This window comes from Streptomyces sp. JB150, assembly GCF_011193355.1.
In the GTDB taxonomy this organism is placed as follows: domain Bacteria; phylum Actinomycetota; class Actinomycetes; order Streptomycetales; family Streptomycetaceae; genus Streptomyces.
Genome location: NZ_CP049780.1, coordinates 6,405,357 through 6,421,286 on the forward strand (window position 1 = coordinate 6,405,357; position 15,930 = coordinate 6,421,286).

Genomic DNA, 15,930 nt, shown 5'->3' on the forward strand with positions numbered 1-15,930 from the left:
CGCATCCGGCGCCTTGCGTACGTCTCGTCGCGCGCGTCCGTCCTCGGGCACGCTCCGGGACGTTAGCGGCTGCGGTCCACCCGGTCCATGGGCAGCCACAGCACGGTGCCCGCGAGGGAGGCGCCGTCCGGCTCGCCGTCGGCCAGTGCCCGGTTCCACAGCCGGACCTCGTCGATCGCACCGGCGAAGAACGCCCGCGCGTCCATGCGCTGCCCGATGTGCACCCCGAACGGCGCGTTGCGGCTGAGCGAGCCGGGCACGTCCGCCGTTTCGGCGGCCGCCGCGCCGTCGACGGACAGGGTCAGCCGCCCGTTCCCGCGCCGCAGCACCAGGCGGTGCCAGCGGCCGTCGTCGCGGGCGCCCGCCGCGCTCACCTCGGCCGTGCGCACCGCCCTGGCGCCCTCCCGCACGGTGATCAGCCCGCGCAGCCGGTCGTGCGCGGGCTCCGCCCACAGCCGCAGCCCCGGCTGCGAGCCGCCGGCGCCGCCGACCGACAGCAGCGGCTGTTCGCCAGAGCCCGCGGTGTACCGGAACCACAAGGACGCCGTGAACTCGCCTGTCCCCAGTGCCAGTTGGGCGCGGTGGGGCAGTCGTACGGCGTCGTCGGCGCCGTCCAGGGCCAGCGCGCCGCCCAGGGCGCCGTCGGGGACGGGCGCGGCGCCGCCGAGGACGGCCGCCCGCTCGCCGTACGGGCCGACGTCGGGGGTGACCGGGTCGGGGCCGCGGGGCGGCACCAGCCAGTCCTCGGTGAAGCGGGCGAAGCGGATCTCGTCGCGGGCGTCGGCGGCCCCGGCCTCGTAGAGCAGGCCGACGGTGTCCGGGGTGATCTCCGCCATGTCGGAGTAGCCCGCCCAGTCACGGGTGACGACCGTGCCCCGGTCCACGCTGTCCCAGGTGCGGCCGCCGTCGGGGGAGGAGCGGATCATCATGGTCCGGCGGCGGTCGGGATCGGCGGGCGCGGACAGCAGCAGCCGCGAGCCCAGCCGGAGGACCGCGCCCTGCACCTGCGGGGTGTACAGGTCCGGCAGGGCCTCGAACGGCGCGTCGAAGGTGTCGCCGCCGTCGCCGCTGACGGCCTGGGTGCGGTGGCCGAGGTCGGTGCCGTCCTGTTCCCGGCCGCTCACCAGGATCGCGCCGTCGGCGAGTTCGGTCACCGTCAGCTCGGAGGGCTTCTGGCGGAAGACGCCGTCGTCCGCGACCGGCCAGGAGTCCGTCGCCCCGATCCGCCAGTGGTCGCCGCCGTCGTCGCTGACGACCAGCGCGGCGTGGTTCTCGGTGACCCGGCCGCCGTCCCACGTCTCGGCGTTGACACCGAACACCAGCCGTCCGGCGTGGGTCCCGTGGGCGAGCTGGACGCCGTGCCCGGGCCCGGTGGCGTACCAGGCGTTCCAGTGCGGGGGCGCGATCTCCCCGCTCAGCTCGCGCGGCGCGGACCAGGTCCGCCCGTCGTCGTCGCTGTGCTGCAGGTGCGGGGTGCGGTCGCAGGGCACCCCGCAGCCCGCCGCGTCCGTACGGCCCGTGTTGTGCGTCTGCGCCAGCAGGACGCGGCCCGTCTCGCGGTCCACCACCGGGGCCGGGTTGCCGTGGGTGTCACCGGCGCCCTCGGTCACCACCTGGAGCGCGCCCCAGGTGCGGCCGCCGTCCGTGGAGCGCTTGACGACGATGTCGATGTCGGCCGCGTCCCCGCAGTTCAGCACCCGTCCCTCGGCGAACGCGAGCAGGGTGCCCGCGGTGGTCCGCACCAGGGCGGGGATGCGGAAGCAGGCGTAACCGGGCTCCTGCGAGGCCTCGAAGAGCACCTGCTGCTCGAACGGGGCGATGCCCGCCGGGGATGCGGCCCGCGCGGCTTCCGGGAAGACGCCGGCTGCCGGAAGGACGGCGGTCGCCGTGAGGACGGCGGCCGTGGTGACGGTGGATCTCGTGCGTGCGAGAAGGCCTGACGGCACAGTGGGACTGCCCTTCGGCTGGGACGGACTTGCGGACCTCCCGCGTCAACCTAGGGAGCCGCGGACGGCCGCCGCCGTCACCGACACCCGCGCGCGGGCACACCGTCACCGGGCCGGGTGTACGCCGCCCCTGACGCCCCGTCAGACTTGCGGCACCACCTTGCAGAGACCGCCCGCCCCTCGATCACCTCGTGCGCACACCCGGCTTGCTTCGAGGTGAACTCCCGGTGAACGACGGGCCGTAGCGCACCGTCGTCGCTGTCGCTGTCGCAGTCGCAGTCGCTGTCGCTGTCGCTGTCGCACGGCGCCGGGTCGCGGCGCGCCGGTCAGTCGCGGGTGGCCGGGGTGCGCAGCGCGAGGCGGTGTTCGCCCGCGTACACGTTCATGGAGCTGCCGCGCAGGAAGCCCACCAGCGTCAGCCCCGTCTCCGCGGCCAGGTCGACGGCGAGCGAGGACGGCGCCGACACCGCCGCCAGCATCGGAATGCCCGCCATCACCGCCTTCTGCGCCAGCTCGAAGGAGGCCCGGCCGGACACCAGGAGGATCGCCCGGGACAGCGGCAGGCCGCCGCTCTGCAGGGCGCGGCCGACCAGCTTGTCGACCGCGTTGTGCCGGCCCACGTCCTCCCGTACGTCCAGCAGCTCGCCGTCCTCGTCGAACAGGGCCGCCGCGTGCAGTCCGCCGGTGCGGTCGAAGACCCGCTGGGCGGCGCGCAGCCGGTCGGGGAGGGTCGCCAGCAGCTCCGGGTCCACGCGCAGCGGGGGCTCGTCGGCGACCGGGAAGCGGGCGGTCGTCCGCACCGCGTCCAGGCTGGCCTTGCCGCACAGGCCGCAGGAGGAGGTGGTGTAGACGTTGCGTTCGAGGGTGATGTCCGGGAGGGCCACCGTGGGGGCGGTCTGCACGTCGACGACGTTGTACGTGTTGGAGCCGTCCGCCGTCGCCCCGGCGCAGTACACGATGTTGCGCAGATCGTCCGCCGTCGCGAGGACGCCCTCGCTCACCAGGAAGCCGGCGGCCAGCGCGAAGTCGTCGCCCGGTGTCCGCATGGTGATCGCCAGCGGCTTGCCGTTCAGCCGGATCTCCAGCGGCTCCTCGGCGACGAGCGTGTCGGGGCGGGACGTGACCGCCCCGTCGCGGATGCGGATCACCTTGCGTCGTTCCGTGACTCGTCCCATGTCCCGATCAGTCCCGTCCGTCCCGGTACCGTACGGGCCGGCGGCCGACGCGGCCCGTACGCCCTCATTGTCCTGCACGCGCCGGGACGGGTCGCGGCCACACCGCGGGACGCGCGGCTCCCGGCGGCCGGTCTGATGGAAGCCGACAATCCGGGCGCCCGTTTCCTGTGGCATCACCTGCCGTGCTACCCGTCAGTCACTGATCAGACTGGTGAACCCCGCTACCCGAGGCCCGAGGGGGAACACCATCCATGAACGGCTCGCGCATCACCGCCGTCGGCCACTACCAGCCCGCCAGGGTCCTCACCAACGAGGACCTGGCGGGCATGGTCGACACGAGTGACGAGTGGATCACGTCCCGGGTCGGCATCCGTACGCGGCACATCGCCGGCCCCGACGAGCCCGTGGACGAGCTGGCCGCGCACGCCGCCGCCAAGGCGCTCGCGGCGGCGGGACTCACCCCCGGCGACATCGACCTGGTGCTCGTCGCCACGTCGACGGCCGTCGACCGCTCCCCGAACACGGCCGCCCGGGTCGCCGCCCGCCTCGGCATCCCCCGGCCCGCCGCGATGGACCTGAACGTGGTGTGCGCCGGCTTCACCCACGCCCTGGCGACCGCCGACCACACCGTGCGGGCCGGGGCGGCGCGGCGGGCCCTGGTCATCGGCGCCGACAAGATGTCCGACGTCACCGACTGGACCGACCGCACCACCTGCGTGCTCGTCGGCGACGGGGCGGGCGCCGCGGTCGTGGAGGCCTGCGGCTCCGGCGAGGAGGCGGGCATCGGTCCGGTGCTGTGGGGATCGGTGCCCGAGATGGGGCACGCGGTGCGCATCGAGGGCACGCCCGCGCGGTTCGCGCAGGAGGGCCAGAGCGTCTACCGCTGGGCGACGACCCAGCTGCCGCCGCTCGCCCGCGCGGCCTGCGAACGGGCCGGGCTCGCCCCCGAGGACCTGGCCGCGGTGGTGCTGCACCAGGCCAACCTGCGCATCATCGAACCCCTCGCCGAACGGCTCGGCGCCGTCAACGCGGTGGTCGCGCGCGACGTGACCGAATCGGGCAACACCTCGGCCGCCAGCATCCCGCTCGCCTTCTCGAAGCTGGTGGAGAAGGGCGCCGTGACGAGCGGCGACCCGGTGCTGCTGTTCGGTTTCGGCGGCAACCTGTCGTACGCCGGGCAGGTCGTCCGCTGCCCGTGACACCGCGTTGACGACTCGCCGGGCCCGTCGTCACGCCTTGCCGTGTCGCGGGCCCGTGGTCACCGCCTTGCCGTGTCGCGGGCCCGTGGTCACCGCCTTGCCGTGTCGCGGGCCCGTCGTCACCGCCTCGTCGCCGGCGGGGTGCGGGGCTCAGAAGGCGTCGGCGTGCGCCCGGGCCCACTGCTCGAAGGTGCGCGGGTCCCGTCCCGTCACCTCCCGCACCGTCGGCCGCACCACGGACTCGTCCAGGGTGCCGTCGACGAAGAAGCTGACGATCGCGTCCGCGAACGACTTCGGCATCGCCGCCTCCAGCTCGGCACGCGCCTCCGCGGGCCCGAGCCCCACGGCGCGCAGATCCCGGCCCAGCACCTCACCGAGGACGCGGACCCGATCGGCCGGCAATAGGGCCTGCGGGCCGGTCAGTTCCAGGGCGCGGCCGGTGTGCGCGTCGGTGAGCAGGGCGTGCAGGGCGCACTGGGCGATGTCGTAGGGGTCGATGTCGGTGGTGTACACGTCCGGGAACGGCACCCGTACGGTGTCGCCCGCGCGGATCTGGTCCACCAGGCGCAGCGCGTTCGACATGAAGCTGGTCGGCCGCAGGAAGGTCCAGGCAAGCCCGGACTCGCGCACCGACTCCTCGGCGTCGATCAGATACGCGGAGACGGCGTTGGTGCGGTCGCCGGTGGCCGCGGACCCGCCGGACAGCATCACCACCCGCTCCACCCCGGCGTCCCGCGCGTCCGCGAGGATCTGCCGTTGCCCGCCGTAGCCCGGCATCAGGAACATCGCGCGGACGCCCTTCAGCGCGTCCCGCACCGTCTCCGCCCGGTCCAGGTCACCCGCGACGCCCTCGACCCCGGCCGGTAACGCCTCGCCCGCCCGGCCGCCCAGCCGCCCCGAACGACTCAACGCCCGCACCGGCTCACCCGCCTGTGCGAGCCCCCGCACCAGTTCGGCACCGACGTTCCCCGTCGCACCCGTCACCAGGATCACAGCCCCGTCCTCTCCCCACCCCCGGACCGCTCCCCGCCCCGGGTCGTGCGTTCATCCTGGGCTGCGCGGTGCGGTCGCGCCAGAGTGGGGGAGGGCCGGGCTCTCCCGGCGCCGCTCCTTCGGTGGCCGTACCGAGCCCGTCCCCGCGCGGCTTTGTCCTGTGAGTGGAAAAAGTAGGGGCCAATTCCTGCGCGACTTCTTCCCACCTCCGGCAGCCGCTGCTACGTTCCCCCTCGAAAGCCGGACGCACCGGTGACCGCGATGGCCGGACATGAGGCGGGAGGGGTACGTGAGACGCATGACCGCGCGACCCGCGAACGCCCATCAGGCCAGACTGCTGAAGCTGTTGCGGGACGGCGGGCCCAACTCGCGGGCCCAGCTCGGCGACCAGGTCGATCTGTCGCGGTCCAAACTGGCCGTGGAGGTCGACCGGCTGCTGGAGACGGGCCTGGTCGTGGCCGACGGACTCGCCGCCTCGCGCGGCGGCCGGCGCTCCCACAACATCCGGCTCGCCCCCGGCCTGCGTTTCCTCGGCGTCGACATCGGTGCCACCTCCATCGACGTCGCCGTCACCAACGCGGAGCTCGAGATCCTGGGCCACATCACCCAGCCCATGGAGGTCCGCGAGGGGCCCGTCGCGGTTTTCGAGCAAGTCCTCGCGATGGCGGGCAAGTTGAAGGCCTCGGGGCTCGCCGAGGGGTTCGACGGCGCCGGCATCGGCGTGCCCGGCCCGGTGCGCTTCCCCGAGGGCATCCCGGTCGCGCCCCCGATCATGCCCGGCTGGGACGGCTTCCCGGTCCGGGAGGCGCTCAGCCAGGAACTCGGCTGCCCCGTCATGGTCGACAACGACGTGAACCTGATGGCCATGGGGGAGCAGCACGCCGGCGTCGCCCGCTCCGTCGGCGACTTCCTCTGCGTCAAGATCGGCACCGGCATCGGCTGCGGCATCGTCGCCGGCGGGACGGTCCACCGCGGTACGACGGGCAGCGCCGGCGACATCGGCCACATCCAGGCCGTACCCGACGGCCGCCCCTGCGCCTGCGGCAACCGGGGCTGCCTGGAGGCCCACTTCAGCGGCGCCGCCCTCGCCCGCGACGCCCTGGAGGCCGCCCAGCAGGGGCAGTCCGCCGAACTCGCCGCGCGCCTGGAGGTGAACGGCACCCTCACCGCCGCCGACGTCGCCGCCGCGGCCGCCGCGGGCGACGCCGTCTCGCTCGACCTGATCCGCGAGGGAGGCACCCGTACCGGCCAGGTCATCGCCGGCCTGGTCAGCTTCTTCAACCCCGGCCTGGTGGTGATCGGCGGCGGGGTGACCGGCCTCGGCCACACCCTGCTCGCCGCGATCCGCACCCAGGTCTACCGCCAGTCGCTGCCGCTCGCGACCGGCAACCTGCCCATCGTGCTGGGGGAGTTGGGCCCCACCGCCGGTGTCATCGGCGCGGCCCGGCTCATCAGCGACCACCTGTTCTCACCCGCGTAGGCACAGCCCCGTACGACCGCACGACCGTACGACCCCGAGTTCGACCGCGTCAGTTCGGCACACATACCCGGCTCAGCGCTCCGCCCTGCCCTGCCCCGTTTCGCCCAGCCCTTCCTCCCCCCCGCCCCCCGCTCCACCCTCGCCCTGAACCGGCCCGCACCCACGCCCGCCGAGGGGAACCCACATGGCACCAGAACCACCGCTGCTCAGCATGTCCGGCATCACCAAGTCGTTCCCCGGAGTCCGCGCCCTGGACGGTGTCGACCTCGACGTCCAGGCCGGTGAAGTGCACTGCCTGCTCGGCCAGAACGGGGCCGGCAAGTCCACCCTCATCAAGGTTCTCGCCGGCGCCCACCAGCCCGACGACGGCACCATCCGCTGGCGCGGCGAGCCGGTCACCCTGCGCTCCCCGGTCGCCGCCATGCGCCTCGGCATCGCCACCATCTACCAGGAACTCGACCTGGTGGAACACCTGTCGGTGGCCGAGAACGTCCACCTCGGCCACGAACCCACGGCCGCCGGCTTCGTCGTACGGCGCGGAGCGGCCCGCGCCTCGACGGCCGCGCTGCTCAAGCGGCTCGGGCACCCCGAGATCGATCCGGCGCGCCTGGTGGGCGAGTTGTCGGCGGCGCAGCAGCAGATCGTCTCCATGGCGCGGGCGCTCTCCCACGACGTACGGCTGATCGTGATGGACGAGCCGTCCGCCGCGCTCGACCCGGACGAGGTCGACAACCTGTTCCGAATCGTCGGCGACCTCACCGCCGACGGCGTCGCGGTCGTCTACATCTCGCACCGGCTGGAGGAGATCCGCCGGATCGGCGACCGGGTCACCGTGCTGAAGGACGGGCGGGCGGTGGCCGGCGGGCTGCCCGCGCAGACGACACCGACGCGCGACGTCGTGGCCCTGATGACCGGCCGGAACGTGGAGTACGTCTTCCCCGAGCGGCCGGCCGCGCCGGCACCGGGGACGCGGCGCCCCGTGCTGGAGGTGCGGGGACTGGCGCGCACGGGCGAGTTCGCGCCGCTGGACCTCACGGTGCACGCGGGCGAGATCGTGGGGCTGGCCGGGCTGGTCGGGTCGGGACGGTCCGAGATTCTGGAGACGGTGTACGGCGCCCGTAAGCCGACGGCCGGTCAGGTCCTGGTCGAGGGACGGCCGTTGAAGACCGGCAGCGTACGGGCCGCCGTCCGCGCCGGCCTCGGCCTCGCCCCCGAGGAACGCAAGGCGCAGGCCCTGCTCATGCTGGAGTCCGTCACCCGCAACGTCTCCGTCTCCTCGCTGTCCCGCTTCTCCCGCGGCGGCTGGATCGACCGGGGTGCCGAACTCGGTGCCGCCCGGGCCGCCACCCACGAGCTGTCACTGCGGCCCGACAACCCCGCCGTCCCCGTGCGCACCCTCTCCGGCGGCAACCAGCAGAAGGCCGTCCTGGCGCGCTGGCTGCTGCGCGGCTGCAAGGTGCTGCTGCTCGACGAGCCCACCCGCGGTGTCGACGTCGGCGCCCGCGCCGAGCTGTACGCGGTCGTCCGCCGGCTGGCGGACGAAGGCCTCGCGGTGCTCCTCGTCTCCAGCGAGGTGCCCGAGGTGCTGGGCCTCGCCGACCGTGTGCTGGTGCTGCGCGAGGGCCGCGTCGTCCACACCGCGCCGGCCGGCGAACTCGACGAACACCGCGTACTCGACCTCGTGATGGAAGGAAGCCCGGCGTCATGACGCAACCCGTCTCCCCGCCGCGGGGCGCCACCGACAAGGCGCCGCCGGCCGACCCCCGCCCCGCCTGGAGCACCCTGGTGTTCCGCGCCGACGTGCGCACCCTGTCCCTGCTGGGCGTGCTGGCCGCGCTCGTCGTCATCGGCGGCATCACCAAGCCCGACGAGTTCCTGGACACCCGCAACCTCCAGCTCGTCCTCACCCAGGCCTCGGTCATCGGTGTCGTCACCGTCGGCATGACCTTCGTGATCACCTCCGGCGGCATCGACCTGTCCGTCGGCGCGATCGTCGCCCTCGCCTCGGTGTGGGCGACCACGGTCGCCACCCAGGAGTACGGCTTCGCCGGCATCCTGTTCACCGCGGTTCTCGTCGGCGTCGGCTGCGGACTGGTCAACGGACTGCTGATCGCCTACGGCGGGATGGTCCCGTTCATCGCCACGCTCGCCATGCTGGCGTCCGCCCGCGGCCTGGCGCTCCAGATCACCGACGGCAAGACGCAGATCGTCACCGTCGACGGCATCCTCGACCTCGGCGAACGCGACGCGTACGTCCTCGGCGTCCCGCCGCTCGTCCTCGTCTTCGCCGCCGTCACGGTCATCGGATGGCTGGTGCTGAACCGCACCACCTTCGGCCGCCGCACGGTCGCCGTCGGCGGCAACGCGGAGGCCGCACGGCTCGCCGGCATCGACGTCCGCCGCCAGCGCCTCTACCTCTACCTGCTGTCCGGGCTGTGCTGCGGCATCGCCGCCTTCCTGCTGATCGTCCTGTCCGGCTCCGGCCAGAACACCAACGGCAACCTCTACGAACTCGACGCCATCGCCGCCGCGATCATCGGCGGCACCCTGCTCAGCGGCGGCCGCGGCACCATCACCGGCTCCGTGCTCGGCGTCCTGATCTTCACCACGATCACCAACATCTTCGCCCTGAACAACCTGCAGAGCGACGTCCAGCAGATCGCCAAGGGCGCGATCATCGTCGCCGCCGTGCTGGTCCAGCGCCGTACCGCAAGCACGACCTGAGGAAAGGGTTCACCACCATGTCGCACCTCCCCAGTCGCAGAGGACTGCTCTTCGGGACCGCCGCCGTCTCCGCCGGTGCCCTCCTCGCAGGTTGCACGAGTAACGAGAAGGACGACGACAAGCCCGCCGCGAACGACCAGCCGGCCGCCGACGACAAGCCGGGCAAGCAGGTCACCATCGGCTTCGCCGGACCGCAGGCCGACCACGGCTGGCTCAACGCGATCAACGAGAACGCCAAGAGCCGCGCCGAGAAGTACCAGGACGTCACGCTGGAGATCACCGAGGGCTCCAACGACACCGCCCAGCAGATCGGGCAGATCGAGACCCTGATCAACAAGAAGGTCGACGTCCTGGTCGTCCTGCCCGCCGACGGCAAGGCCCTCACCCAGGTCGGCCTGAAGGCGATGCGCGCCGGCATCCCCGTCGTCAACCTCGACCGCATCTTCAACACCCCGCAGGCCTACCGCTGCTGGATCGGCGGCGACAACTACGGCATGGGCCTGAACGCCGGCCACTACATCGGCGAGAAGCTCAAGGACAAGCCGGACGCCCGCGTCATCGAACTCGCCGGACTGGACAACCTGGAGCTGACCAAGCAGCGCACCCAGGGCTTCGACGACGCCCTCAAGAACTACCCGAACATCAAGAAGGTCGCCCGCCAGGCCGCCGAGTTCACCGTCGAGTCCGGGCAGGCCAAGATGGCGCAACTGCTCCAGGCCCAGTCCCGGTTCGACGCCCTGTGGAACCACGACGACGACCAGGGCGTGGGCGCGCTGCGCGCCATCGAACAGGCCGGACGCGACGACTTCCTGATGGTCGGCGGAGCCGGTGCGCTCTCCGCCTTCCAGGCCATCAAGCAGGACGACGGCGTCCTCAAGGCGACCGTCCTCTACCCGCCCACCATGGCCGCGTCCGCGATCGACCTCGCCCGCGCCCTCGGCCAGGGCAAGGGCGTCGGCGGTCTCGCCGAGTTCGAGATCCCGGCGTCCCTCACCCTCTACTCGGCCGTGGTCGACAAGACCAACGTCGACCAGTACATGCCCACCGGCTTCGAGTGAGGCGTCCTGCCGCACCCCCCACCGCGCACGGCCCGGGCCGCCCCGGCGGCCCACTGACGAGGAGGACATCTGCATGGAAGAGCCGGAGCAGTCCGCGGCACCGGAGCGTTCCGTGACGCCGGATCGGTCCGCGGTACCGGACCGGCCCGCGGACCCGGAGCGGTCGGTGACACCGGAGCAGTCCGCGGCATCCGAGCGGCCCGCGACGGCGGAGCCGTCCGTGGCGGCCGGGCAGACCGTGGTGGCCGGGCCGTCCGCGGCGGTACCGGGGCAGTCCGCGGTGGCCCCCGTGGCACCGGGGCAGTCCCTGACGTCGGAGCAGCCCATCGCACCGGAGGAGCCCAGCGCACCGGAGCAGCCCAGCGCACCGGGGCAGGCCGCGGCACCGCTGCCGACCGCGGTGGCGGAACTGTCCGTAACAGCAGAGCGACCCGTCGCGGCGAAGTCACCCGTCACGGCGGAGCGGCCCGCCGCACCGCCGCCGGGAACGGGCAAGCCCCCGCTGCGGATCGGCATGGTCGGCTATGCCTTCATGGGCGCCGCCCACTCGCAGGGCTGGCGCACCGCGGGCCGTGTCTTCGACCTGCCCCGGCGCCCGGTGCTGGCCGCGATCTGCGGCCGGGACGCGGACGCCGTGCGCGCGGCGGCCGACCGGCACGGCTGGGCCGCCGCCGAGACCGACTGGCGGGCGCTGATCGCCCGCGACGACGTCGACCTCGTCGACATCTGCACCCCCGGCGACAGCCACGCCGAGATCGCGCTCGCCGCCCTCGCCGCCGGCAAGCACGTCCTGTGCGAGAAGCCCCTCGCGAACACCGTCGAGGAGGCCGAGGCGATGACCGAGGCCGCCGAAACCGCGTACCGCAACGGCCAGTTGGCGATGGTCGGGTTCAACTACCGCCGCGTCCCCGCCACCGCGCTCGCCCGCCGGATGGTCGCCGAAGGCCGCCTCGGCACCCTGCGGCACGTACGGGTGGCGTACCTCCAGGACTGGCTGGTCGACCCCGAGTTCCCGCTCACCTGGCGGCTGCGCAAGGAACAGGCCGGCTCCGGCTCGCTCGGCGACCTCGGCGCGCACATCGTCGACCTCGCCCAGTACCTGGCGGGGGAGCCGCTGGCGGGGGTGTCCGCCCTGACCGAGACCTTCGTACGGCAGCGGCCGCTGCCCGGCGGGCCGACGAGCGGTCTCGCCGCGGTCTCCGCGAACGGCACCGGGACCGTCACCGTCGACGACGCCGCCCTGTTCACCGGCCGCTTCGCGTCCGGCGCCCTCGCCTCCTTCGAGGCCACCCGCTACGCCACCGGCCGCAAGAACGCCCTGCGCATCGAACTCAACGGCGAACGCGGCTCGCTCGCCTTCGACCTGGAGCGGCTGAACGAGCTGTGGTACCACGACGCCACCGAGCCCGGCACGCACGCGGGCTTCCGCCGCATCCTCGTCACCGAGCCCGAGCACCCCTACCTGGACGCCTGGTGGCCGCCCGGCCACGGTCTCGGCTACGAGCACACCTTCGTCCACCAGGCCCGCGACCTGGTGCACGCCGTCGCCGAGGGCCGCCGCCCCGAACCCTCCTTCGCCGACGGGCTCCAGGTGCAGCGCGTCCTCGCCGCGGTGGAGGAGAGCGCCGGGAAGAACTCCGTCTACACGCCGATCGCCGCCTGAGGGGACACGCCGTATGCCGCGCAGGTTCACGCTCTTCACCGGTCAGTGGGCCGACCTCCCGCTGGAGGAGGTCTGCCGCCTCGCCCGCGACTTCGGCTACGACGGCCTCGAACTCGCCTGCTGGGGCGACCACTTCGAGGTCGACCGGGCGCTCGCCGACCCCGCCTACGTCGCCTCCCGGCACGAGCTGCTCGACAAGTACGGCCTGAAGTGCTGGGCGATCTCCAACCACCTCGTCGGCCAGGCCGTCTGCGACGCCATCATCGACCAGCGCCACCAGGCGATCCTGCCGTCCGCCATCTGGGGCGACGGCGACCCCGAAGGCGTGCGGCAGCGGGCGGCGGCCCGGATGAAGGACACCGCGCGGGCCGCCGCCGCCCTCGGCGTCGACACCGTCATCGGCTTCACCGGGTCGGCGATCTGGCACCTGGTCGCCATGTTCCCGCCCGCGCCCGAGTGGATGATCGAGCGCGGCTACGAGGACTTCGCCGAGCGCTGGAACCCGATCCTCGACGTCTTCGACGCCGAGGGCGTGCGGTTCGCGCACGAGGTCCACCCCAGCGAGATCGCCTACGACTACTGGACGACCGTACGCGCGCTGGACGCCGTCGACCGCCGGCCCGCCTTCGGCCTCAACTTCGACCCCTCCCACTTCGTCTGGCAGGACCTCGACCCGGTCGGCTTCCTGTGGGACTTCCGCGACCGCATCTATCACGTCGACTGCAAGGAGGCCCGCAAGCGCCTCGACGGCCGCAACGGCCGCCTCGGGTCCCATCTGCCGTGGGGCGACCCGCGGCGCGGCTGGGACTTCGTTTCGGCCGGACACGGTGACGTGCCGTGGGAGGACGTCTTCCGGATGCTGCGGTCCATCGACTATCAAGGACCGGTCTCCGTCGAGTGGGAGGACGCGGGCATGGACCGGCTCCAGGGCGCGCCGGAGGCGCTGACCCGCCTCAAGGCGTACGACTTCGAGCCGCCGTCGGCCTCCTTCGACGCGGCGTTCGGCAACTGAACCGCCCCGGTGCCGGCCGGCGGCCCCACCGCCGGCCCGCACCGGACCAGCACCGCAACGGCACGACTCTCCGGGATGACGGCGCATCCCGGCGCAGGCACCCGCCCGTACAACCCGCCCCTTTCTGGAGGCATTCGTGCACGGGAACGACCGGAACCACCCCACGACCGGCACCGGAAGAACCGACACCCCCGGACGACCGCGCCAGACCCTGCGCAGAACCGTCGCCCTGCTCGGCGGGGCGCTGTTGGCCGGCGCCTCTCTCACCTTCGTGGCGCCCCAGGCCGGCGCGGCCGTGCCCGGCCGGGACGCCGCCGACGGCCGGAGCGCCGTGGCCGCCGAGGACTTCCAGCAGGTCACCCTCGCGAAGGGCGAGGCGGAGGTGGGCGAGCCCATGTCGCTCGCCGTCCTCCCGGACCGCTCCGTCCTGCACACCTCGCGCGACGGCGAACTGCGCCTGACGGACGCCGCGGGCAACACCAGGCTCGCCGGGAAGATCGACGTCTACAGCCACGACGAGGAGGGCCTCCAGGGCGTCGGCGTCGACCCCGGCTTCGCGGAGAACCGTTTCATCTACCTCTACTACGCGCCCCCGCTGAACACCCCCGCGGGCGACGCGCCCGAGACCGGCACCGCCGCCGACTTCGCCCCCTTCGACGGCGTCAACCGCCTCTCCCGTTTCGTGCTGCGGACGGACGGCACCCTCGACACCGCCAGCGAGAAGAAGATCCTCGACGTCCCCGCCAGCCGCGGCATCTGCTGCCACGTCGGCGGCGACATCGACTTCGACGCCGCCGGCAACCTGTACCTGTCGACGGGCGACGACTCCAACCCGTTCCAGTCGGACGGCTTCACCCCGATCGACGAGCGCGCGAACCGCAACCCCGCCTTCGACGCCCAGCGCACCTCCGGCAACACCAACGACCTGCGCGGCAAGATCCTGCGGATCAAGGTGAACGCCGACGGCTCCTACTCCGTCCCCGACGGCAACCTCTTCCCGCCCGGTACCGACAAGACGCGGCCCGAGATCTACGCGATGGGCTTCCGCAACCCGTTCCGCTTCAGCGTCGACAAGGAGACCGGCATCCTCTACGTCGGCGACTACGGCCCCGACGCCGGTGCCGCCGACCCGGCCCGCGGTCCGGCCGGCCAGGTCGAGTTCGCCCGCGTCACCGGCCCCGGCAACTTCGGCTGGCCGTACTGCACCGGCGACAACGACGCCTACGTCGACTACGACTTCGCGACGAAGACGTCCGGCGCGCCCTTCGACTGCGCCGCCCCGAGGAACACCTCGCCGAACAACACCGGCCTGACCGAGCTGCCCCCGGCCCAGCCCGCCTGGATCCCGTACGACGGCGGCTCGCTGCCCGAGTTCGGCAGCGGCTCCGAGTCCCCGATGGGCGGGCCGGTCTACCGCTACGACCCGGCCCTCGACTCGCCGGTGAAGTTCCCCGAGGCGTACGACGGCGACTTCTTCGCCGGGGAGTTCGGGCGGCGCTGGATCAAGCGGATCGAGCACGGCGGCGACGGCACGGTGCAGGCGATCTCCGACATCCCGTGGACCGGCACCCAGGTCATGGACATGGCCTTCGGCCCGGACGGCGCGCTGTACGTCCTCGACTACGGCACCGCCTGGTTCGGCGGCGACGAGCACTCGGCCCTGTACCGCATCGAGAACGCCACCGACGGCCACTCCCCGGTCGCCCAGGCGAGCGCGAGCCGCACGTCCGGCAAGGCCCCGCTGTGGGTCCGCTTCTCCTCCGAGGGCTCCACCGACCAGGACGGCGACGCCCTGACCTACCGCTGGGACTTCGGCGACGGCACCAGCTCCACCCAGCCCGACCCCGCCCACCGCTACCGCAAGAACGGCACCTACACGGCGACCGTGACCGCCAAGGACCCCTCGGGCCGCACCGGCAGCGCCAGTGTGCGGATCGTCGTCGGCAACACCGCGCCCACCGTGGTGCTGGAGACACCGCGCGACGGACAGCTGTTCAGCTTCGGTGACGCCATCCCGTTCAAGGTGCGCGTCACCGACCCCGAGGACGGCACCGCGATCGACTGCGCCAAGGTCAAGGTCACCTTCATCCTCGGCCACGACTCCCACGGCCACCCGCTCACCTCGGCCAACGGCTGCACCGGCACCCTGCAGACCAGCGCCGACGGCGGCCACGACGAGGACGCCAACATCTTCGGCGTGATCGACGCCGAGTACACCGACGGCGGAGGCGGCGGCCAGGCCCCGCTCACCACCCACGACCAGAACGTCGCCCAGCCCAAGCACCGCCAGGCCGAGCACTTCGGCAACGGCTCCGGCGTCTCGGTCATCACCAAGGACACCGCGCACGGCGGCCGCACCGTCGGCAACGTCCACAACGGCGACTGGATCTCCTTCACGCCGTACCTCCTGACCAACGCCGAGAGCGTCACCGCGCGCGTCTCCTCCGGCGGTGCGGGCGGCACCCTGGAGATCCGCGCGGGCTCCTCCACCGGCACCCTCCTCGGCAAGGCCACCGTCCCGGTGACCGGCGGCTGGGACGTCTTCCAGGACGTCAGCGCCGACCTCTCCCGCGCCCCGCGCGGCACCACCACCCTGTACCTGGTCTTCAAGGGCAGCGGCACCGGCGCGCTGTTCGACGTCGACGACTTCACCTTCACCACCGGCTGAGAGGAGGCCGCG

11 protein-coding genes are annotated in these 15,930 nt (G+C 73.1%); 8 read left to right on the top strand and 3 right to left on the bottom strand.

The window, feature by feature from the left end; genetic code table 11:
* Window positions 1–62: 62 nt before the first annotated feature.
* Both G7Z13_RS29215 and fdhD read right to left on the bottom strand, forming a co-directional pair.
* Window positions 63–1,946, bottom strand: coding sequence for an exo-alpha-sialidase (locus G7Z13_RS29215; protein ID WP_166003212.1), 1,884 nt, complete (start codon window positions 1,944–1,946; stop codon window positions 63–65).
* A 326-nt stretch (window positions 1,947–2,272) separates the two neighbouring features.
* A complete protein-coding gene (gene fdhD / locus G7Z13_RS29220) occupies window positions 2,273–3,121 on the bottom strand; it encodes a formate dehydrogenase accessory sulfurtransferase FdhD (RefSeq protein WP_166003213.1) in 849 nt (282 codons plus the stop codon).
* Between the two features lie 251 nt (window positions 3,122–3,372).
* Between fdhD and G7Z13_RS29225 the strand changes: the two genes are divergently transcribed.
* Window positions 3,373–4,320, top strand: coding sequence for a beta-ketoacyl-ACP synthase III (locus tag G7Z13_RS29225; RefSeq protein ID WP_166003214.1), 948 nt, complete (start codon window positions 3,373–3,375; stop codon window positions 4,318–4,320).
* 150 nt (window positions 4,321–4,470) lie between these two features.
* Here G7Z13_RS29225 and G7Z13_RS29230 read toward each other — a convergent pair whose 3' ends face one another.
* Entirely contained in the window at window positions 4,471–5,313 is an 843-nt protein-coding gene (locus tag G7Z13_RS29230; RefSeq protein WP_166003215.1) for an NAD(P)H-binding protein, read from the bottom strand.
* Window positions 5,314–5,611: 298 nt separating this feature from the next.
* On the opposite strand from G7Z13_RS29230, the gene G7Z13_RS29235 reads away from it, so the two are divergent.
* From G7Z13_RS29235 to G7Z13_RS29265, 7 genes are all read left to right on the top strand, one after another.
* Complete coding sequence (locus G7Z13_RS29235; RefSeq protein ID WP_166003216.1) at window positions 5,612–6,793, top strand: ROK family transcriptional regulator; 1,182 nt, start codon at window positions 5,612–5,614, stop codon at window positions 6,791–6,793.
* Between the two features lie 184 nt (window positions 6,794–6,977).
* Window positions 6,978–8,501, top strand: coding sequence for a sugar ABC transporter ATP-binding protein (locus tag G7Z13_RS29240; protein WP_166003217.1), 1,524 nt, complete (start codon window positions 6,978–6,980; stop codon window positions 8,499–8,501).
* Window positions 8,498–9,517, top strand: coding sequence for an ABC transporter permease (locus G7Z13_RS29245; RefSeq protein ID WP_166003218.1), 1,020 nt, complete (start codon window positions 8,498–8,500; stop codon window positions 9,515–9,517). The genes G7Z13_RS29240 and G7Z13_RS29245 overlap by 4 nt, the downstream gene beginning before the upstream one ends.
* 17 nt (window positions 9,518–9,534) lie before the next feature.
* Entirely contained in the window at window positions 9,535–10,575 is a 1,041-nt protein-coding gene (locus tag G7Z13_RS29250) for a substrate-binding domain-containing protein (RefSeq protein ID WP_166003219.1), read from the top strand.
* Window positions 10,576–11,089: 514 nt separating this feature from the next.
* Window positions 11,090–12,238 (top strand): Gfo/Idh/MocA family oxidoreductase, encoded by a 1,149-nt coding sequence (locus G7Z13_RS29255; protein ID WP_166005411.1) that lies wholly within the window; start codon window positions 11,090–11,092, stop codon window positions 12,236–12,238.
* Between the two features lie 13 nt (window positions 12,239–12,251).
* Window positions 12,252–13,250: a sugar phosphate isomerase/epimerase family protein gene (locus G7Z13_RS29260; protein ID WP_166003221.1), complete on the top strand. Its 999-nt coding sequence runs from the start codon at window positions 12,252–12,254 to the stop codon at window positions 13,248–13,250.
* Window positions 13,251–13,386: 136 nt separating this feature from the next.
* Window positions 13,387–15,918, top strand: a complete 2,532-nt coding sequence (locus G7Z13_RS29265; protein WP_166003223.1) for a PQQ-dependent sugar dehydrogenase — start codon at window positions 13,387–13,389, stop codon at window positions 15,916–15,918.
* Window positions 15,919–15,930 lie beyond the last annotated feature (12 nt).